At 61.9% G+C, this 19664-nt stretch carries 27 protein-coding genes; 19 read left to right on the top strand and 8 right to left on the bottom strand.

The features are described 5' to 3' along the window. Nucleotides 1–18: 18 nt before the first annotated feature. From AC13F2_RS02105 to AC13F2_RS02070, 8 genes are all read right to left on the bottom strand, one after another. Nucleotides 19–723, bottom strand: coding sequence for an NAD(P)-dependent oxidoreductase (locus AC13F2_RS02105; RefSeq protein WP_054523310.1), 705 nt, complete (start codon nucleotides 721–723; stop codon nucleotides 19–21). A 108-nt stretch (nucleotides 724–831) separates the two neighbouring features. After that, a complete protein-coding gene (locus AC13F2_RS02100; protein WP_008603932.1) occupies nucleotides 832–1320 on the bottom strand; it encodes a DUF6692 family protein in 489 nt (162 codons plus the stop codon). Next, nucleotides 1317–1781, bottom strand: a complete 465-nt coding sequence (locus AC13F2_RS02095) for a DUF305 domain-containing protein (protein WP_008603933.1) — start codon at nucleotides 1779–1781, stop codon at nucleotides 1317–1319. The genes AC13F2_RS02100 and AC13F2_RS02095 overlap by 4 nt, the downstream gene beginning before the upstream one ends. A gap of 70 nt (nucleotides 1782–1851) precedes the next feature. After that, nucleotides 1852–2268, bottom strand: coding sequence for a potassium channel family protein (locus AC13F2_RS02090; protein WP_008603934.1), 417 nt, complete (start codon nucleotides 2266–2268; stop codon nucleotides 1852–1854). After that, nucleotides 2265–2996 (bottom strand): glutaredoxin family protein, encoded by a 732-nt coding sequence (locus AC13F2_RS02085; RefSeq protein WP_051051475.1) that lies wholly within the window; start codon nucleotides 2994–2996, stop codon nucleotides 2265–2267. Before AC13F2_RS02085 ends, AC13F2_RS02090 begins: the two co-directional genes overlap by 4 nt. Before the next feature lie 130 nt (nucleotides 2997–3126). Further along, a complete protein-coding gene (locus AC13F2_RS02080; protein ID WP_009823996.1) occupies nucleotides 3127–4479 on the bottom strand; it encodes an APC family permease in 1353 nt (450 codons plus the stop codon). Nucleotides 4480–4765: 286 nt separating this feature from the next. Beyond that, nucleotides 4766–5230 (bottom strand): DUF411 domain-containing protein, encoded by a 465-nt coding sequence (locus tag AC13F2_RS02075; RefSeq protein WP_008603937.1) that lies wholly within the window; start codon nucleotides 5228–5230, stop codon nucleotides 4766–4768. Beyond that, nucleotides 5227–5931 carry a class I SAM-dependent methyltransferase gene (locus AC13F2_RS02070; protein WP_038283671.1) on the bottom strand — a complete coding sequence of 235 codons (705 nt, stop codon included), beginning with the start codon at nucleotides 5929–5931 and terminating at the stop codon, nucleotides 5227–5229. Before AC13F2_RS02070 ends, AC13F2_RS02075 begins: the two co-directional genes overlap by 4 nt. 133 nt (nucleotides 5932–6064) lie before the next feature. Here AC13F2_RS02070 and AC13F2_RS02065 point away from each other — a divergent pair, with 133 nt between their 5' ends. The 19 genes from AC13F2_RS02065 to AC13F2_RS01975 all read left to right on the top strand — a co-directional run bounded on the left by AC13F2_RS02065 (nucleotide 6065) and on the right by AC13F2_RS01975 (nucleotide 19437). Continuing rightward, a complete protein-coding gene (locus AC13F2_RS02065; protein ID WP_009823994.1) occupies nucleotides 6065–6361 on the top strand; it encodes a hypothetical protein in 297 nt (98 codons plus the stop codon). A 3-nt stretch (nucleotides 6362–6364) separates the two neighbouring features. Continuing rightward, nucleotides 6365–6799, top strand: a complete 435-nt coding sequence (locus AC13F2_RS02060) for a Spy/CpxP family protein refolding chaperone (protein ID WP_054523311.1) — start codon at nucleotides 6365–6367, stop codon at nucleotides 6797–6799. 6 nt (nucleotides 6800–6805) lie between these two features. Next, nucleotides 6806–7366 carry an RNA polymerase sigma factor gene (locus tag AC13F2_RS02055; RefSeq protein WP_482964161.1) on the top strand — a complete coding sequence of 187 codons (561 nt, stop codon included), beginning with the start codon at nucleotides 6806–6808 and terminating at the stop codon, nucleotides 7364–7366. A 55-nt stretch (nucleotides 7367–7421) separates the two neighbouring features. After that, the gene (locus AC13F2_RS02050) at nucleotides 7422–9230 is read left to right on the top strand and encodes a copper resistance system multicopper oxidase (protein ID WP_054523313.1); all 1809 of its coding nucleotides are present in this window, start codon (nucleotides 7422–7424) and stop codon (nucleotides 9228–9230) included. Next, nucleotides 9227–10540: a copper resistance protein B gene (locus AC13F2_RS02045; protein WP_054523314.1), complete on the top strand. Its 1314-nt coding sequence runs from the start codon at nucleotides 9227–9229 to the stop codon at nucleotides 10538–10540. Before AC13F2_RS02050 ends, AC13F2_RS02045 begins: the two co-directional genes overlap by 4 nt. A 24-nt stretch (nucleotides 10541–10564) precedes the next feature. Next, the gene (locus tag AC13F2_RS02040) at nucleotides 10565–11083 is read left to right on the top strand and encodes a YybH family protein (RefSeq protein WP_482964160.1); all 519 of its coding nucleotides are present in this window, start codon (nucleotides 10565–10567) and stop codon (nucleotides 11081–11083) included. Between the two features lie 27 nt (nucleotides 11084–11110). Continuing rightward, on the top strand, nucleotides 11111–11842 hold the full coding sequence (locus tag AC13F2_RS02035; protein WP_482964159.1) for a PepSY domain-containing protein: 732 nt from the start codon (nucleotides 11111–11113) through the stop codon (nucleotides 11840–11842). A gap of 231 nt (nucleotides 11843–12073) precedes the next feature. Further along, nucleotides 12074–12745, top strand: a complete 672-nt coding sequence (locus AC13F2_RS02030; protein ID WP_054523316.1) for a DUF2231 domain-containing protein — start codon at nucleotides 12074–12076, stop codon at nucleotides 12743–12745. Nucleotides 12746–12759: 14 nt separating this feature from the next. Next, the gene (locus AC13F2_RS02025) at nucleotides 12760–13167 is read left to right on the top strand and encodes a hypothetical protein (protein ID WP_156502108.1); all 408 of its coding nucleotides are present in this window, start codon (nucleotides 12760–12762) and stop codon (nucleotides 13165–13167) included. Nucleotides 13168–13450: 283 nt separating this feature from the next. After that, nucleotides 13451–13804 (top strand): hypothetical protein, encoded by a 354-nt coding sequence (locus tag AC13F2_RS02020; RefSeq protein ID WP_010240464.1) that lies wholly within the window; start codon nucleotides 13451–13453, stop codon nucleotides 13802–13804. 71 nt (nucleotides 13805–13875) lie between these two features. Beyond that, a complete protein-coding gene (locus tag AC13F2_RS02015; RefSeq protein ID WP_054523318.1) occupies nucleotides 13876–14145 on the top strand; it encodes a hypothetical protein in 270 nt (89 codons plus the stop codon). Between the two features lie 268 nt (nucleotides 14146–14413). Further along, the gene (locus AC13F2_RS02010; protein WP_054523319.1) at nucleotides 14414–14800 is read left to right on the top strand and encodes a single-stranded DNA-binding protein; all 387 of its coding nucleotides are present in this window, start codon (nucleotides 14414–14416) and stop codon (nucleotides 14798–14800) included. A gap of 399 nt (nucleotides 14801–15199) precedes the next feature. Further along, the gene (locus AC13F2_RS02005; RefSeq protein WP_054523320.1) at nucleotides 15200–15421 is read left to right on the top strand and encodes a hypothetical protein; all 222 of its coding nucleotides are present in this window, start codon (nucleotides 15200–15202) and stop codon (nucleotides 15419–15421) included. A 571-nt stretch (nucleotides 15422–15992) separates the two neighbouring features. Beyond that, nucleotides 15993–16265, top strand: coding sequence for a helix-turn-helix transcriptional regulator (locus tag AC13F2_RS02000; protein WP_010240237.1), 273 nt, complete (start codon nucleotides 15993–15995; stop codon nucleotides 16263–16265). 9 nt (nucleotides 16266–16274) lie between these two features. Beyond that, nucleotides 16275–17156 (top strand): replication initiator protein A, encoded by an 882-nt coding sequence (locus AC13F2_RS01995; protein ID WP_054524472.1) that lies wholly within the window; start codon nucleotides 16275–16277, stop codon nucleotides 17154–17156. Then, on the top strand, nucleotides 17156–17845 hold the full coding sequence (locus tag AC13F2_RS01990; protein ID WP_230782952.1) for a DUF2840 domain-containing protein: 690 nt from the start codon (nucleotides 17156–17158) through the stop codon (nucleotides 17843–17845). The genes AC13F2_RS01995 and AC13F2_RS01990 overlap by 1 nt, the downstream gene beginning before the upstream one ends. Continuing rightward, nucleotides 17842–18423 (top strand): S26 family signal peptidase, encoded by a 582-nt coding sequence (locus tag AC13F2_RS01985; protein WP_054522839.1) that lies wholly within the window; start codon nucleotides 17842–17844, stop codon nucleotides 18421–18423. Before AC13F2_RS01990 ends, AC13F2_RS01985 begins: the two co-directional genes overlap by 4 nt. Beyond that, nucleotides 18420–18752, top strand: coding sequence for a DUF736 domain-containing protein (locus tag AC13F2_RS01980; RefSeq protein WP_010236492.1), 333 nt, complete (start codon nucleotides 18420–18422; stop codon nucleotides 18750–18752). Before AC13F2_RS01985 ends, AC13F2_RS01980 begins: the two co-directional genes overlap by 4 nt. Before the next feature lie 4 nt (nucleotides 18753–18756). Next, nucleotides 18757–19437, top strand: a complete 681-nt coding sequence (locus tag AC13F2_RS01975; RefSeq protein ID WP_369813971.1) for a lytic transglycosylase domain-containing protein — start codon at nucleotides 18757–18759, stop codon at nucleotides 19435–19437. Nucleotides 19438–19664: the final 227 nt, after the last annotated feature.

Below are 19664 nucleotides of genomic sequence, written 5' to 3'. Positions count from 1 at the left end.
CCGCAAGTCCGCATCGATCTAGTCGATCCCGAGTTCGGCCTTGAGCGCCGAGACGTTCTCGAAGCGGTCTTCTTCTGGGCGGGCTATTGCGGGCTTGGCGTTGACCCAGGTGTTCTCGCAGACGAATTCGAGCATCGCTGCCGCGAGGTCGGCGTGCCGGCAGCGAAAGCAACCTTCGGCAAGGCGCTCGTCGGAAATGACGGCTTCACCGGTATAGGGTTCGTCGAGGAGCCAGCCCGGTCGCGCAGCCGTCCATTTCAGGCCTTTCGCGCGCTCCAGAAGATCTTCCATGGCGCGCATCTGTTCGAGAATATTGTGCAAGGCTGGTCTTGCTGTGAGCTCGAACCATGCAGGAACGCTGGGCTGCGGCTCTACAAACGCCGCCGATATCACGACGATCCGGGAAATGCGGGTCGTCGACATCGCTTCCACCAGCTTGCGGGTTCCCTCCGTATAAAGCGGAGGCGGATCGATCGCCGTAGATGGACTAAACTCTATACCGAGTGCGGAAATAACAGCACGGCAACCTTCGAGCTCGCTGCTGAAGTCGTCATTGAGTACATCGCACTGGAGGTACTCGACGTTGTCGACCCGGTCCGATGGTTCGGGCAAGGTGTGCTCGAAGGCTCGAACCTCCATGCCCTTGCGAACCGCATGGCGTAATATTTCCGTGCCGGTCTTTCCTCCGGCACCGAAGACCGCAAGGGGGGCTGCATCGCTCACAGGCTCAGCTTCCACTGTAGCACCTCATTATAAATTCGGCCGCGCGTGCCGGGCCGATCATGATCATGGAGCGGGCACCGACGCACGCTGGCGCCCGCTCGCTCGTGTTCACGCTTCGCTGTTGCCGCAGGTCGTGTACCCCCAGAACCCGAACTCGTCCTTCATCCGGGGGCCGGCGACGATGAGCTCCTGCATCTGCAGGCCCGCGTCTCCTTCGTCATCGAGAAGGCGCGTGCGGATACGAAGCTCACCATCCGCATACTCTTCCGAGCCGCTTGCCGTCACGGGGATCAGTTTGCCATTGATCTTGATCGCCCCGCGACCGCTGTTGTCGTAGACGAACGACGGAAACGCGACCTCTGTCAGGCGAAACTGGCACGTGTTCTCGGCTCCCAGCGCGGTGAGGTCCGCGTCGCTCATGGTCTCGGGCAGCATGAGGCCGGGGCTGAGATTGGCAAGAGCGCTCGCAGCACTCTCTATCGGCGCCGCCGTTGCCGGAGGATCGAGCTGTGCTTCGCGGTCATTACCGATCGCGGTGTTGGTATTGCAGGCCGCCAGAGGGAGGGCTGCAAGCGTCAGGATTGCGATCTTGTTCATTGCTGCATCTCCTCGGGCAGGCGTTCTTCGGTGCGCGGACCGTTTTCCTCGATGTCCTGGATGAGATATTTCATCTCGGCGATCTCGCGCCGCTGCGCGACGATGATGGCCTGCGCGAGTTCGCGAACCCGCGGATCCTTCAGGCTCGCCCTCTCGCTAGTCATGATCGCGATCGAGTGGTGCGGGATCATCGCGGCCATGTATTCGGTATCGTCCACCGTGGTCTGGCTGCGTACGAGCCATAGCGCGAGCGCGAAGACGACGGCTCCGACACCCAGGATGATGAAGTTCTTGGTCCGGTCCTTGTACATGCCCCACATGAAGAGAAGCATGACCACCATCATCATCGCGCCCATGACGAACATCATCCAGAAGCGCGTCTCGCTCCAGAAAACGTCGTCCATGTCGAAGCTGTTGGCATACATCAGGAAGAACATGATCACGGTCGAGGTCGATACCATTGCCATGAACCGCCAGTAGTTGCCGCCCCCTCCACCTTTTTCGTGTGCATCGTGCCTAGCTTCAGCCATATCAATTCTCCTTTTCGCTCATGGTTTGATAGACATATTGGGCGGTGCAACTGATCATCAGGAACCCGGTAAGGGCGGCGATGCCGGAAATGGCGCGCATGTGCCCGGCGGGCAGAATATCGCCGAGACCGACCGTCGAGATCGTGATCAGCGCGAAGTAGTAATAATCCATCCAGCTGTTGATGACGTCCTTCTCGAGCCCGCCAAGGCCCCAGACGGAAGCGAGATACATTCCGCCCGCGAATATGCCGGCGATGACCAGATGGCTGAGAAGAACGAGGCTGGAGCCTGCAAGCAGCCGGAAATGGCGTGGGTCCTTGCCTGGCGGAGAAACGGCTTTCGCCCCGCGCAGCATCAACATGTGGAAGTAGAGAGAGATCGCGAACAGCGCGAAACCGAGAAGCAGTGCCCAAATCATAGCGAGACCCAACCCAGGGCCTTGGCACCCATCCAAAGACCCATACCGATCATGAACAGGTTCTCGGTCAACGATACGAAGCCGAGCGGCACGTTGCTGCCTCCGCCGACGCAAGCGCATTTCAACTCGCGCTTGTCGATGTAGACCGCCTTGAACACGCTGACCGCGCCGACCGTCCCTATGAACAGCGATACCGGAACCGAGACGATCGGAAGCGCGTGCGCGACCATTAATATTCCAGCCAAACCCTCACCGAACGGATATAGAAATCCATATCGTACCCAGCGTCGCGCCAGCAGATCGTAGTTGAGGAACATGGTCGAGAAGCTGCGCACGTCCTGCAACTTCTGGATCGCGAGCAAGGCCATCGATAGGCTGACAAACCATTCGACCGCTTCCACCGTGAAAATCGTGTCGAAAACGTACCAGCTAATTGCCAGACCCAGGAGGAAAGCGACGCCGAAAATGGCAATGACGGGCTGGTAGCTGGTCTCGTCATCACCGGCTTGCGTTCTTTTCTTGCCGACATGCTCACGGACATCGTCGTAACCTCCGATGCGCTTCCCGCCGATGAAGGTTTGGGGGGTGGTTTCTACCCCATGCTGCTCTTTGAACGCATCGGTCTCCTCGCGCGTTTTCAAATGGTGGTCGTCCACCTCGAAACCTTCGCGTTTGAGCAAATCGACCGTTTTCAATCCATACGGACAAACGTGGTCCGGCATGACCATTCGGTAAACGGTGGCAGTTTTAGTCGTCACGATATGCTCCGTCTTGAATTTCTTTTGATCCGCGAACTTGGCGCCTCGATCCTCGTCGGCTTTTGGTCGCTGCCTTTGCGCTCGTGTTCTACTAACGGGGTCACCGCCTCTCTTCCGCCGGTCTTTCTGAAGCGGAGTCCATCGCTTGCGAACGCCTGGACAAATAGAACCATTCGGCGATGAAAACGGCGGCAATGCCTGCGACCGCATAGGCGACGACCGCAGGGTCGGTTTTGAGCTTGGCGAAGGCAAAAGCTGTCAGGACTACGCTGTCCGCCACGAGTGCCGACCATAGCACCCAGGCACGCGCACCGATCTCTTCCCGCAAACCGCGCAGCACGCCCCAATGCACAAGCATGTCCATTACGAGATAGAAAAATGCTCCGAGCGAAGCGATCCGCGACAGATCGAACAGGACCGCGAGCGTGCCGGCAATCACTACGGTATAGACCAGCATGTGACTGCGGATCGGTCCGCTCATGCCGAAATGGCTATGCGGGATCATCTTCATCTCGGTCAGCATCGTCAGCATTCGCGAAACGGCGAAAACACTGGCGATGACACCCGAGGTCGTGGCTGCGATCGCGATTGCGACTGTGAAATAGAAGCCAAGCTCTCCGAGCGCGGGGCGCGCAGCTGCCGCAAGAGAGTAATCGCGCGCCTCGGCTATTTCTGAAGTGCTGAGGCTGGCGCCGACCGCCACCGCGACGAGAAGGTAGACGACCACGCATACTGCGATCGAAATGATAATGGTTCTGCCGACATTCCGATGCGGATCGATGATTTCGCCGCCGCTGTTGGTGATGGTGGTGAAACCCTTGAAAGCGAGGATCGAGAAAGCGACCGAAGCGAGCAACGCGTCGAGGCCCGAAAGCGCGACCGGCTCTGCGAAGGCACCGCCTGAAAATCCGGTGGCCCAGATCGCCGCAATTGCGAACAGGGCGATGCCGCCGATCTTGATTGCCGACATAATGAGCGAAAACCCGCTGACCGATTTGTTGCCGGCAGCATTCACGAAATAGGCGAAAACGATGAGGGCCAGTGCCGCGACGGAGACCAGAATGCCGCTGCTTTCGAGCCCAAAGGGCCGCAAGGCATAGGTCGCGAAGGTCCGAGCGACCAGGCTTTCGTTGATGACCATCGACAGCGCCATCAGGAGCGATGCCGATGCTGCAACGACGCCCGGTCCGTAAGCCTTCTGAAGGATCATCGCGATGCCGCCAGAGGAGGGCCAGCGGTTCGACATCTTGATGTAGCTGTAGGCGGCAAGCGAGGTAACCAGCGCGCCGACTATGAAAGAAAGCGGAAATAACGGTCCAGCCAGTTCGGCAATCTGGCCGGTCAGTGCGAAGATACCTGCGCCAATCATGACGCCGGTCCCCATCGCGACACCGCCCAGCAACGTTATCGAGCCCGCATTCTCGCTATGTTGATCGTCGCCATCTGTCTGCAAGTCTTTCCCCTGTCTATGTCATCCCGTCCGAGAAGCATCACGACAAGCAGTACGTTGGGCAGAGGTTCACCCCTTAAAAAGATCCAGCATTTCTGACCGAGCTTTTGACTATCGCATTTCTCCTATTTCGTGCGTGCTGCAATCATACAAATTGGAAGGGTCCGGGACTGTGGGGGCAGCCAGCCCGGACCCGGCGAGAAGTTCGACAGGCTTCTGTGTCGCTTCCCGCAATTAGTCCTCATCGCCTGCAACCTTTCATGCCGACGCATGGAGTGGCTTCACCCCCTTACGGAAAGGACGCGAAGACGCTCTGTCCGGTTGGGCCAAAGGCGATGACGTCGTAAGGCTGGATCCGGTTTCCGGCCTCCATGCCGGGCGATCCCAGAGGCATTCCCGGAACCGCGAGGCCGGCAACGCCGGCGGGCCGTTCGCGCAAAAGCTTGGCGACGGCTTCTGCAGGCACGTGACCTTCGATGATGTATCCATCGACCTCCATCGTATGGCATGACCATAACTCTTGGGGTACGCCCCGCGCGGTCTTGATCGCCGCCATGTCGTTGCTGTCGACCGATGCCACCTTCGTGTTCATCCCGTCTTCGACATGGCCTGCCCAGTTGAGACAGCACCCACATCCTGGATCCCGGAACATCGTATAGGTCGCTGCCTGAGCCACGTTCGAACAGGCTGCCAGCACGAGCAAGGCCGCGCCGCTAATCGATCGCCGGAGCAGCGAAGGCTTTTTCAAATTCATTGTGCAATTCCTTTCTTGTATCCGCGCCATAGCGAGATCGTCCCGGTTGCCGTCGGGAACCGTTGGAGCAGGCATGGCTCGGTGAAGATTTCGGCGAACAGTTTTTCGACTTCGCCGTCGGCGCTGGGCTGCGTGTCGCTTATGCCGTCAAGAGACTGGACGGTCGCCCGGAAGAGGCTCCGCATGAGTGGGCTATCCTGCTTCATATAATCGGAGATCAACACGGTTCCGCCTGGCACGAGCAAGCTTTCGATGGTTTCCAGGATTGTCTGCTTCTTGCGCAAGGGGACCTGGTGCAGGACGAGGCTGCTGACGATCTTGTTCGGCTGCCACCCTGCGGGTAGCTTGAGGCTTTCGAGAAAGCCATTGTGCCATTTCACGAGATCGGCTCCCGCGCCAAACTTGCGCCGCGCAAGCGCGAGCGCATCCGGGTCGGGTTCGACACCGATCAGACCCGCTTCCGGACAATCCGTCATCAAGGCCTTGAGAAGAGTGCCGGTTCCGCTGCCAACATCGATCACCCGGTCGCCGGGGACAAGGTGCAGCTCTTCGACAATCCTTTGGCGCCAGAGATGTTCGCGGGTGAACAGACCGATCGCCCGGTCGTAAAGCGGCGTCAGAAAGCTCTTGCCAAGAAGAGGCGTAAATTCGCCGTGATCTTCAGGTGCGGTGATATTGCTCACGAGTTGGTTTCCATTCATCCCGGGTTCGACCCGATTCTGACAGACCCGTCTCGATTACGTATGGTGGTGGACATTCCCTCAAAAAAAGAAGTTTAAGGGATTGTGCAGGCGAGCGCGTATAGGACACGTGCAACCCACAGGAGTTTTTCGGATGCGTGACAATCACTCTCTTGATGCGGTGCTCGGAACCCTTTCCGCCACCGGCACCAGCGAGGTCCCCGCCGACTTCATGGATGGCGTTTGGCAGCGCGCCGGACAGCTTGGCGAAATCGCCGACCGACGCCGCAGGACGGCTCTGTTCGTCGGTCTGTTCGTCGTCGGGCTTGGAGCTGGCGCCGGAACGAGCGGTTGGCCCGGCGGCTATGGCACGTCTTCCGCGTCATTTGGCGAGAGTCTTATCCTCGGCGAACAGCTGTCCCCATCGGCGCTCCTCCATGTGGAGCAATAAGGTTTGAAGACGACGCATATCGTTCTCGCGGTGCTTCTCGCAGCACTTGCAGGATGCCTCGGCGCGATTGCCGCGGATCGCTGGGCCAATCACGAGGCTGGCTCCGGCCTCCACGATTTCGTGCACGACGAGCTCACCCTGACGACCGACCAGGAGCAGCGTCTCGATGCGCTCGAGGCCCGTTTCGCTGTCGAAAGGGCACGGCTCGAAGGATCGGCGCGCGCAGCCAATGCCCGGCTCGCCCAGGCGATGGAAAATGAGCACGAGTACGGTCCCGAGGTTTCGGCCGCGATCGACGAGGTGCATGCGCGTATGGGCGATCTGCAGAAAGCAACGGTGCGCCATGTCTTCGACATGCGTGAAATTCTCGAACCCGAGCAGCAACGCCAGTTCGACCGCAAGGTCTCCGACGCCCTGACCCGCGACCCGCGCGACTGAAGCGCCATGTGGGGGGCGGGCGACAATCCGGATGAGGCCCTTGTCTCGCAGGTGAGGGCCGGTAACAAGCGGGCTTTCAGCAAGCTCGTCGAGCATGAAACCGGTCGGCTTCTCGCGCTCGCGACACGCATGCTTTCCTCTCCTTCTCAGGCGGAGGACGTTGTTCAGGACAGCCTCGCTTCGGTGTGGCTGACGCGCCATCGGCTCGATCCGGACAAGCCGATCGGACCCTATCTGACAACCGTCGTCCTCAACCGCTGCCGGGACCGTTTGCGCAGGCGCAAGGTCGCGGGCTTTTTCGGACTGTCGGGTGATGACGAACTCCATTCCATCGCCGACGATTTGCCGGGTCCTGAAGCGTTGGCCGTTTCCAGGGAAGAGCTCAATCTCGTTCAGGCCGAGATCGCGCGAATGCCTGTAAGGCTGCGCGAAGCGCTTGTGCTCGTGACCATCGAGGGGCGTAGCCAGGCCGAGGCGGCCGATCTTCTCGGAACGACCGAAAAGGCGATCGAAACCCGCGTATACCGCGCGCGCAACAGACTAAAGGAGCGCTTCGAAAAACTTTGAGGGGTTGGATGGGCGCGCGCGTAAGTAACGGTGAACGCCACGTCAGGAGCCCTTTATGATCGCCGTCAATCGACGCAAGTTTCTCGGAGCCGGAGCAGGAGGAATGGGTCTGCTCGGCCTTGCCGGGGCGATGCCTGCCTGGGCACGGGGCGCGGACATCCTCGCAGGTAACGCCCGCAAGGGGCTGGACGAGATATCCGGCCCCAATATCGACCTCACCGTTGCCCGATCGGCCTTCGCGACCGGCAACAGGCGCGGCGGCGCGATCGCCGTCAATGGCACGATCCCCGGTCCGCTGTTGCGATTGCAGGAAGGCACGACCGTCCGGCTCAATGTCCATAACCAGCTCGAGGAAGATACCTCGATCCACTGGCACGGTCTGCTCGTGCCGTTTCAGCTCGATGGAGTGCCTGGCGTGAGCTTTCCCGGTGTCAAACCGGGAGAGACCTTCACCGCCGAATTTCCGGTTCGCCAGTCGGGTACCTACTGGTGGCACTCGCATAGCGGCCTGCAGGAGCAGGCCGGGCATTACGGCGCGATCGTGATCGACCCCGCCGGACCCGATCCGGTCCAGGCCGACCGCGAATATATCGTGGTGCTGAGCGAATTCAGCGAAATGTCGCCCCACACGATTTTCGACAAGCTCAAGAAGGGCGAAGGCTACTTCAACTACAACCAGAACACCTGGACCGACGATTACCCGCTTTCGGGCGAGGATCGCCGGATGTGGGCGAAAATGCGCATGATGCCGACGGACATCCTCGACGTGTCGAGCGCGGCTTATACCTATCTTCTGAACGGCCATGGCCCGCTCGACAATCTGGAATACCTCTTCCGCCCGGGCGAACGCGTGCGGCTGCGCTTCATCAATGCCGGCGCCATGACCTTCTTCAATATTCGCATTCCCGGCCTGCCGATGACCATCGTTCAGGCAGACGGGCAGAACGTCGAGCCGGTTGAGGTCGACGAGTTCCAGATCGGTGTGGCCGAGACCTATGACGTCGTCGTGACGCCGGGCGCGCAACAGGCCTACACGCTGGTCGCGGAGTCGATGGACCGCTCGGGCATGGGTATTGCCACACTCGCGAGCGCACCCGGCGCTCGCGCCGCCATTCCGCCGCTGCGCGATCCGCCGCTTCTGACCATGGCCGACATGGGCATGAGCGGCATGGACCACGGCTCGTCTGGCGATGCCGGCATGTCGGGCATGGACCACGGAAGTGGCGGCGACATGGCGGGGATGGATCATGGTTCGTCCGGCCAATCCGAGATGGCAGGCATGGCCGGCATGTCGGGCATGCAGATGCGCGACACCTCGCTTCTGCCGCCCGATGTGAAGGTCGGGCCCGGTCTCGACATGGTCTCGATGAACCCGGTCGATCGCATGGGCGATCCCGGTATCGGTCTCGCCGATGTGCCGCATCGTACGCTCGACTATCGCAAGTTGCGCGCTCTGACTCCACACCGCGAGGGCCGCACGCCGTCCCGGCGAATGGAAATTCATCTGACCGGCAATATGGAGCGCTACATGTGGTCGTTCGACGGCAAGAAGTTCTCCGCCGTCTCAGACGAGCCGATCCGTTTCGCCTATAACGAGCGCGTGCGCGTGAAGCTCGTCAACGACACGATGATGGCGCACCCCATTCACTTGCACGGTCATTTCTTCGAGCTGGTCAATGGCGCGCCGGCCGATCGTCAACCGCTCAAGCACACGGTAATCCTGCAGCCGGGTGGCAGCGCGCAGTTCGACCTGACGGCGGACGAGCCGGGCGACTGGGCCTTCCACTGTCACCTTCTCTACCACATGCATGCCGGGATGTTTCAGATCGTCACGGTCGCCAATCCCGACGGGAGCGAAGCATGAAAATTCGTATTGTCAGCCTGCTCGCATCGGTCGCAGCCGGCTCAGTTCTCGCCTCCCCCGCGGCGGCACAGCATGCCGGTCATTCGCCGACGGGACCGCAGCAGAGTGTCGAGGCGCAGTCTGACGCGAAGACAAAGTGCGAACTAGAAGCCGAGCGCCATCGCGCAATGGGGCATCCCGTAGCAGATGGAGCATGCGAACCGGCTGCTCAGCCTGAAGCCGCCATGGACCACTCCGAGATGGATCATTCAACCATGGATCATGGTTCGATGACCGCTCGGGACGGTCATTCTGGCATGACAATGCCGATGGACGCTGCCCGTCCACAGGCATCGCCCGAAAGTCATGAGGGAATGGATCACGGCTCGGTGCCGCAGGGCAAGCCTGCCGAAGGCGCGATGGATCATTCGCAGATGAATCACGGCGAGATGGGACAGGCGGAAGCCAGTTCGTCGATGGACCATGGGCAGATGGATCACAGCCAGATGAACCATGGGGAGACGCCTTCGCAGGACATGCAGGGCATGGACCATTCGGCGATGCAGATGGGCGCGGACGATGATATCCCGCTGCTGCCGCCTCCTCCAGAAGCCGGGAGCGGCCCCGCGCGCGCGGCGGTCGCCATCTGGGGCGAGGAAGCCATGAACGAAGCGCGCCGCGAGCTTGTCCGCGAGACCGACGGAGGAATGCGCTTATGGTTTCAAGGCGATCGGCTCGAATACCGCGCCCGCGAGGGGAAGGATGGATATCTGTGGGACATCCAGGGATATTATGGCGGCGACATCGACAAATTCTGGTTCAAGTCAGAGGGGGAGGGCAGCTTCGGCGAACCCATAGAAGGCGCCGAGGTTCAGGCGCTCTGGAGCCGCGCCATTGCGCCCTTCTTCGATTTCCAGGCGGGTGTTCGCCAGGACCTCACCGGTCCGGAGCGCACGCACGCGGTTATCGGCATACAGGGCCTCATGCCGTACCGTTTCGAGGTCGATGCTGCGGCCTTCGTGTCCACCAAGGGCGATGTGACCGCGCGGATCGAGGGCGAACTCGACCAGCGCATCACGCAGCGGTTGATCCTCCAGCCCAGAGCCGAACTCGCGCTTTCTGCGCAGGACATTCCCGAGCTGGGCATCGGTGCCGGTCTTGATCGGATCGAGGCGGGCCTGCGTCTACGCTACGAGTTCGCGCGCGAATTCGCACCCTATGTCGGCGTTTCGCAGGAATGGCGCATCGGCGACAGCGCGGATTTTGCGCGGGCCGCCGGAGAGGATCCGAGCGTCACCAATTATGTCGTCGGTGTGCGATTCTGGTTCTGAAATCTCAAAAAGGATAGAACTTCCATGACCAAGACTTTGACACGCATCGCGGCGACTTCGCTCGTTGCCGCGCTGATACCGCTGCCAGCCTTCGCGCAGCAGATGGACCACTCTTCCCATGCGAACCATCAGATGCACGCGATGGACGCTCCGGCGGACGATGTCGCGGGCGCTGAAGAAACCCTCAAGGCCTATCGCACCGCTCTTGAAGCGCGCGACGCGCAGGCAATGCGCGGGCTCTTCGCCGAGGACTCGGTGATCTTCGAGAATGGCAAGGCCGAAGGAAGCTTCGCGAATTACATGGAGCACCATTTGGGCCCCGAGCTCGACGCGATTGTGAGCTTCACCTTTACCGACCCCACGCTGACCGTCACCCGGATGGGGCACATGGCCCATGCCTATGAGACGTATGGCTATCGCATCGAACTTAGCGATGGCCGGGTGATCGAGCGCGACGGCGTGGCGACATCGGTGCTTGCTCACGATGCGGACGGGTGGAGAATCGTCCAGTACCATTCCTCGTCGCGCGCGCCGCGCAACTGATTACGGCTTTCGAAGAGGTAGCACCGGTTGGCAACGCCGTCGCTGAAGCTGCGCCTGCATGTGCTCGGCAGCAAGATCCACAAATGGCTGGCGATCTTCGTCGGTGTCCAGGTTCTCTTGTGGATGGGAACCGGTGCCCTCATGTCGTTTCTCGACCTGGAAGAAGTTCGCTCCGAACATGTCCTTTCGCGTGAACAAGAGGCGCTACCCGCCGACGCCCCACTCCCGGCCTGGGTCGCAAGCGACGGTACTCTTGCAGCGGTAACGACACGTTCGCTCGACGGCGATGCCGTGACCGAGGTCCGAAAGGTCGACGGTAGCGTGAGCCTCCATGATTCGGTGACGGGGCGCAAACTCTCCCCCATCTCGGCTGCGACGGCAAGATCCATCGCCTTGCGCGCATGGACCGGACCGAGAACGACGATCGAGGACGCGCGGCTCGTTCACCAACCGGTGGGAACCGAGTTTCGCGGGCCTTTTCCTGCCTGGCAGGTCAGCTATGCCGACGAGGCTTCGACGCGCATCTACATCGATGCCACCAGCGGCACGCTCGGGGCGGCGCGTAGTGATACTTGGCGCCTGTTCGATTTCATCTGGGGCCTGCACATCATGGACTGGACCGAGCGCGATCGCATCAACAGTTGGTGGCTTCTGCTGTTCGGCATTGGCGGCACGATCATAGCCCTGTCGGGTTTCGTCCTGCTGGCGAACCGGATGCCGCGGCTGCGTCGTCGCACAAAGAAGAGCAAACTCGCCTGAGCCCATGGGGCTAATGCGCGTGGGCGAACGCCTTAACCCCGTTCGTCAGGCCGAACGGGGCCAGGAGCCGACTGCGTTCAACGATCGCGATGGTGCCGCCATCAGACGTGATACGGCGGACGCACATCTGTCGCGCCAATATCATCAAATTAATGTGAGGGGCACGCGGCTGCCGTGCGTATCAGGCACATAGGTCGCACTGCAACTGCCGGGCCGGGAGATATACGAGACATGAAAGCCCCCTCATTCTTGGCGCTGCTCGCCGCAAGCCTGCTCTTCGTCGGACCCGTTCAGGCTCATGGCGACGAAAAGCACGGCGAACAGGCGAGCGCCGCGCCTGCTGCCACCAATGGCGATGCGCACGACCAGGCGGCCATGGCGCAGATGGGCGAGACTGCCGATGCTGGCGAGTCGTCCGGCGCGCACGACGAAGCGGGCGGAGGCCATGACGAGGCCGGTGGCCATGCGGATGTGGGCGAGGCCGGACTCATGGCCGTAATGAAGAAGCTGCATCCGGCAACGATCCATTTCCCGATCGCCTTGTTTCTCATGGCTGCGGCCACCGAATTGTTCGTGATGCGCCGGAAAGGAGCGGGCCTGGAAAGTGCGGTGCGCGTGCTTGTCTACGGCGGAGCCATCGGCGCGGTGGTCGCAGTCCTGTTCGGATGGATTCACACCGGGCTGTGGTTCGGCGGCGACACTGTCATGCAGGTGCATCGATGGAACGGTATGCTGATCGCGGTTCTCGGTATTGCGATGGCCTATCTCGCGAGCAGGCCGAGCCAGAGCCGTGCATGGTTGCGCGCCTCGATCTTCTCCATGGCGGCACTCGTTCTCATCCAGGGCTTCCTTGGCGGCGAGCTCGCGCATGGACCGAACCACCTCGGTATTTCCTGGCTCTGAAGGAGTTGAAAAGCATGCGTACTTCCAGATTGAATGTAGCGATCGGGTTTCTCGCGATCGCGCCCTTGATGTCCGCTCTTGCTGCTTGCGACGAGGCGCAGGAGAGCACACCGATCACCGAGGTTTCGCCTATGGGCGAAGCTGCGGTGGTGGCTGGCACGGCACCCGAGCCGGGCCTCGCCGATCCGGCAGCCTCTCCCTCCGAAGATGAGGCAGCGACTGCGCGGCAGGACGCTCTTTCGACAAATGGCGCCGCGCCGACCGCCTCACGGCCTGCTGCCTCTCCCGCATCACGCGCAACTGCCAAACCCGCAGCGCCAGCAGCGGGCACGCAACCCGCGAGCGAAGCGACCCAACCCGCCGATCCCCATGCGGGCCATGACATGTCCTCGATGGCCGATCACGACATGGAAGGCATGTGATCGGACGCGTTTCCCGGTGACACAGTTATTCAGGAGAGACCCTCGGCAAGAAATCGCAACGAACAACGCAAGATCAGGAAAGGACGGCCCCGCCTCCCCCCGAAGCCCTGCGGGTCGCAGGTGCCCCCAAGGGGTCGTTCAGGAACCCCGCGTGAAGACCAACCCGCGCGGGGTTCCGTTTGCCCGGCTTCGCTGTCGCCGTGCCAGGCGCATCCCGGTAGGGCTTTGTGCTATGTGAGCAGCGTGCAGACGATCGCCTCGTTGGTTATGAAAGGAACCGCATATGTCGGAAACGGGAAAAGCCGGGGCGCTGTCGCGCTGGGAAGACGAAGGCGGGGCATTGCCCTGCGGGCCGCAGGAAGCGCTCGCTGCCGATTGCGAGAAATGGGATATTCCGCCACTTTCCGATGCCGAGATCATCCAATTGCGCATCAGGGTGATCGCCCTTGAGAACATGGTGCTCGGCCTTCTGTCGAAGGCCAGCGCCGATCAGCTTGCAGCAATCGAAGAAATCGCGGAATTCATATCCCCGCGTGCCGATGCGAAGCCGCATCCGCTTACCCTGCATGCCGCCACCCAGATGGAGCACTTCGTCGAGCGCGCCCGGCGGCTTCGCGAGCAACCCACCGCTGATTGAGCGACGCATGACCGGGCCACGAATGCTGGCCTTCCTCGCCGCGGCCCGACCGATGATCCGAAAAGAGTGCGATGGACCTCGATACGCTTCTCATCCGCTATTTTGGCACTGCCGATCCTGGAGCGATTGGCGCAGAAACCTTGGCCTCGGGGATCGAGCGATGCCAGGTCGATCTCGGTCTGGAGCAGGACCGGGGAAAACGCTTTGCCCTGTGGGCCATGCTCTACCTGCTCGGGTCTGCCCCCGACCTCGACGTGGCCTTCGAGAACGAGGAAGACCGGGAAGCAGCCCGCAACTTCATGGATCTCCTGGCGGCATCGGAAGGCAATGAGGTAAGCTGATTGCAGCAGGGTCCTGGCACCTTCAGACCCGCACCCGATACCCATCCGGCTTTCTTCGCGAACAGTCCTGAACCAGGTCAGCTGAGGAGCCGCAACCCGTTCCTTTCCGGCCGTGTTGGCGGCTTCGCCGCCTGCCCGCACCACCCGTCATGAACAGGTTTCCCTTCGGCCCTTCAGGCCTGCGGTGCAGTCCTCCCAAGCCCTGCTTCTTCTGGATGTTCGCAAGCCGGAGATGGTCTCCGGTTTGAGGAACTGAAGGAATTTGATCATGACCAATATCGCAATCCTCACCGGCCGCATCGCCCGCGATCCCGACACCCGCGAGACCAAGGGCGGCACCAGCGTCACCGGGATCACTGTCGTCACCGATCGTCCTGCACGCGACAAGGACGGCAAGACCTACAAGGACGAGAACGGCTACACCGCCAAGGACAGCGAATTCCACCGGGTGACCTGCTTCAACGGCCTCGCCAAGACCGTCGGTCAGTACTGCTCGAAAGGCCAGCTGGTCTCGGTCCAGGGCCGTATCCACTACACGCAGTGGGAAGACCAGGGCGGTGTGACGCGGTATGGCTCGGAGATCCTTGCCGACAAGGTCGATTTCCTCTCGCGGGCCAATGGCGGCGACAACCAGGACGCTCCTCCGATCGACTGATCCGGCGCCATCGAACCAGCCAAAGGAGGCTCTGCCGGAAACGGCAGGGCCTCTTTCGCTGTTCACACGTCCTTCCGCTCGTACTTCTCTCCGGGGAATAGCCAGGCGCTGCCCGGGGGGGCGACCCACTATGGCAGCGATCATCTGAAATGGTCGTTTGAGGTGGACTGGATTGGCCTGGCTTACCGCATTTCCAGCATGATGGTCCCGCGCCGCCCGCATCAAGGACGGCAGGGGCCCCACCATTTTGTCCGCCGCCGGATTGCATCCGGCATCGGACAAAACCGTTTCCCCCTGCGCCACTTCGCGGTCGCCCTGTCAGGCGATCCTGTGACCCGGTCTGCCCGGGCCCATCGGCCAACCTCCTGTCGTCTCGCGACAGATTTCAGGAGGATTATCATGACCTATTTCACGAAATGCAAACTGCCCTCGCGCAACTATTTCGAGGCTTTGGCGACAGCCGAACAACGGGCCTTGCACAGCTTCTTCGACCAGCATGTCATCGAGGATGACGAGCTTGGATACCGCGCGGTCGACGAAGGGGACTACAACGCGCTGCCCCCACATCTTGCGATCCGGGTTGTTCATACCGTCCATGGCGGAATGCTCGACGAATTCTGAGGCTTTCTGCAGGGCAGGGACCGGCAGCGGTTCCTGCCCTTTTTTCGTGTCTCTTATGGGCTGAGCTACAGGTTCAAGTTTCGATCCAGCAGCAATCGGCGGTTCTCCAAACATCGGCTTGGCCAACTGGCGATCGGGATAAATGGAGCGGGGCTGGGGACGCACTCTGTCCCGCGCATCCGGCGATGCGCTCCTGAGGGTGCGGCATTATGCGTTCCGGGGCCCCGCACGCACTTGCGAACCGGCAGCGGGTCGGGCGAGCGGGAAGCTACGACCGCGACATGCCCCGCTTGCCTTGCTTCCCACAGGCCCTTGGCCACTGCCTCTCTCGCAGGTGCGGTTCATTGCTCTGAGCCTTCGGCATTGCAGCCGAAAGCCTGCCGGGCAGCGCGATAGCGTCGGGTTCTGCGCGGATGCCGCCCCTCCTCGATCCTGCCGAGCTCAGATCGGTAGGGGCGACAAATCCGAACGCGGCATCGTGTCGCTCCCCCCATCGCCAAGGCATGCGCCATCACCCTCCGTAATCAGCGGCACTTAGCCGCAGCCACCCATGCCTCGTGGAGCTCATACAATGCCCGCCGTCCCCGATCCGGTCCGTCCCCGTTACCTGCGCACCCCAGATGCCGCGGTGCATCTGGGGCTTTCGCCGCGCACGCTCGAAAAGCACAGATGCTATGGAACAGGGCCTGTCTACCACAAGCTCGGCGGCCGCATCGTTTACCGGCCCGAAGATCTCGACGCCTGGGCCGAGCAGGGCCTGCGCCGTTCGACCAGCGATCCGGGCAAGGGCGTCGTCCATCCTGCCAAGCGGATCGACGGCTACACCGGTCCGGTCCGGCGCTGAGGCGGTATGATGCGCTCCTTGAGGACATTGGACGGCGAGGCCGGGCAGCTCGACCTGTTCGTTGGCGCGGGCCGCGACATCGCCGCGCGCGATGCCCAAGACCTGATGGCCTGGCCTTTCTTCAGCCTCGCCAAGACGAAGCGCGTGCAGCCGATCGACTTCCGCATGGGCGAGGTCGCCATTCTGGTCGAAGCGACCGCCGAACATGGCATGGCCACCATCTGGGACGCCGATGTACTGATCTGGGTAGCGAGCCAGATCGTCGAGGCGCGCGATGCCGGCAAAGCCACCTCGCGCCTAATCGCGGCGACGCCCCATGAAATCCTTACCTTCACCCGGCGCGGAACCGGAAAGGCTGGCTACGAGCGCCTGAAGGCGGCGCTCGACCGCTTGCAGTCGACCAGCATTGCCACCTCCATCCGGCAGGCCGGGGCGCGGCGACGCCGACGATTTTCCTGGATCAACGAATGGCGCGAACGGCTCGACGACAACGGGCGAGCGCTCGGCATCGAAATGATCGTGCCGGACTGGCTCTACGAGGGCGTGCTCGATCGTGCGCTCGTCCTGACCATCGACCCGGCCTATTTCGCGCTTACCGGCGGTCTTGAGCGCTGGCTCTATCGCATCGTACGCAAGCATGGCGGGAAGCAGAAGGGCGGGTGGAGTTTCGACATTTCGCACCTGCATTTGAAGTCCGGCGCGCTCTCGCCATTGAAGCGTTTCGCTTTCGAAGTGCGGGCCATCGTTCGCCGCCAGTCGCTCCCCGGCTACAATCTCGCTCTTGAGCACCAGTTCGGCCGCGAGCGGCTCCTGTTCGTTGCAGCGCCTGTCGATCCCTTCGCGTCCGCGCGGCGCCGTATCGGGCTGCCCCCTGTGGAAAAGGGTGCGTGATGTTCGGACTATCGGGAACCATGACGTTCGGACGATCGGGAACCCTATTCCCGGACTATCGGGAACCGGGAGCCTGCGCGACTCGCCGAAAACGCGGCGCCTGCGAAGCCCTTAACAATGCTAACAAGGAATCTTTCAGATTCCTGCTAACACAGCCACGCCTGTGCAAAAGCGCAGCGCGCGCTTCGCTTCCGCCTCCGGAACCGGTCGAGGCAGGTTCCGGTGATCCGCCACTTACGCATGTCACGCTGGTGTGGCGCGGCGGCGTGCAGGAAGACTGGCTTCGGTTCGGCAAGCCCGTTGCAGAGCGCATCCTCGATCGCCGGACGCGTATCGAAAGCTATGCTCCGGGACAGGTCTTTGCCTTGGTTCGGTGGGCTTCGAACGACTACGGGACCGTTGGCTCCACACTCACGATCGCCCAAGCCGCCGGTTTCGGCGAGCCGTTCACCACTCTGCCGCAGGTCGATCCTGGCGCGCAAATCCTGCTCTCGGTGCGAAGCTGGCCAAAGGTTCGCCAGGTCTTTGCGCTGATCGATGCGATCGAGGACGTTGGCATCGATCCCTGCGATGTAGCTCCCGACCACTGGCATCATGTCCACAACAGGCTGGCAGGGGGCATGCAAGTACGTTTCTATTCCCCTGCGCGCCATCGCGACTGGCTGCGGCGGCGAAAGCTGCAATCATGAGGCGGCGCACCGCCTTTCTGGCAGGCATGGTCGCGGCAGCGACACTGGCCAGCATCGCAATCCCGTTCTCGCGACTTTTGGTCTGGAACGTGACGGCCAGCGTGCCGGTTGGACTGTACTCAATCGGCGGAAAGACCGGTCTCCAGAGGGGCGACCGCGTCGCGATCGATCCTGCTTTCAGGCTGCAGAAATACCTCGCCTCGCGCGGCTATCTTCCTGCGGGCGTTCCGCTCATCAAGGAGGTTGCGGCGCTTGGCGGGGATACGGTCTGCCGGCGCGACCTGCTCATCGAGATCAATGGGACACCTGCGGGCTCGGCGCGTCGGCGCGACAGCCTTGGACGCGAACTGCCCGTCTGGAAAGGATGCCGGACTATCGCTGCGGATGAACTGTTCGTGATGAACAGGCGCGCCCCCGGCAGCTTTGACGGGCGTTATTTCGGCCCGGTCGCACGCGCCGATGTCATCGGGCGCGCGCGGCCCGTCTGGACCAACGAAGCGGGCGACGGGGACTATGTCCTGCTCGCCTCGCCCGCCGACTTTCCCATTCCCAACGTAAATGATGGAGACGCACAATGACCTGTATCGGCACTTTTGCAGCCACACCCGACGGCTTTGAAGGGCGGCTGCAAACCCTGACCATCGACGCACCGCTGACCCTGGTGGCCGCCGACCCCGGCGACACCGAGAACGCCCCGGACTATCGCATCATGGCAGGCGAAGGCGAGGAAACCTACGAGGTGGGTGCAGGCTGGAAACATGTCGGCGACAAGGCAGGCGATTTCGTCACGCTCGTCATCGACGATCCGGTATTGCCGCGGCCCCTGCGCGCCAATCTGTTCAGTTCTGACGACCAGAGCCATGTCCTGATATGGTCGCGCGGCGCGCGCCGCCCGGCAAAGGACTGATTCCGTGCTCCGCCCGCATCTTCTGCCGGGGATCCTGGCCGCCATGCTGGCGGCGAGTCCCGGGCAGGCTTTTGCACAATCGGAGCAGTTTGTCCGACCTTCCCCGCGCGTCGAGATTGCGACGCATGTCAGCGAAGCATCGCAGCAATTCGGCATTCCCGAGCACTGGATCTACGCGGTGATCCGCGCCGAAAGTGCGGGCCGGGTGCGGGCGGTTTCCAGAGCAGGAGCGATGGGTCTCATGCAGCTCATGCCCGGAACCTGGTCGCGGCAGCGCGCCCGGTTCTCCCTCGGGCAAGACCCGTTCGACCCGCGCGACAACATTCTGGCCGGCACGTCTTACCTGCGCGAAATGTACGATCGCTACGGCGCGCAAGGCTTCCTCGCTGCATACAATGCGGGTCCGGGACGCTACGAAGACTGGCTTGCCGGACGGCGTTCGCTGCCACTCGAAACACGCCGCTATGTCGCCCGGATTGCGCCGCTGTTGCAGTCCGAGGGCATTTTTGCGGCGGCGCCTCTTCAAGCCGGGAATGTTCCGCCCGGCGTCTTGCAGCCTTCCGGCGCGGCGCGACAAGAGTTGGACGAGGTGGCTGCGCCCGGCCCCGTAGCGAACCCTTTTGCGCGCCCGGAACAGCCCGCGCATGATCTTTTCGCGCCCGTCTCGACGGCGCCTTCTAAATGAGAGCGGTCCTCGCACCTTCGCCCAGGCATGCGTTCCCAAGCGAAAGCGGGCGTAGGAGCGGAGACCTAGGCATCAATGGAAGGGAGGGATGGCCGCTGTATTTGGGGAGGACTTGGCTGCGGCCAAGTCTTGCACAGCGGCTGCATCAGGCGCTTCCCTCGCTCCGGTTAAACGGAAGCGTAGGAGTCGGATGATGGAGTACTTTGCAGGGCTCGATGTATCGATCG

The sequence above is a fragment of the Qipengyuania sp. L-5Y genome, assembly GCF_056859455.1.
Note: the sequence above shows the minus strand (reverse complement) of the source record. Positions and strands in the feature narration are given on the sequence as shown.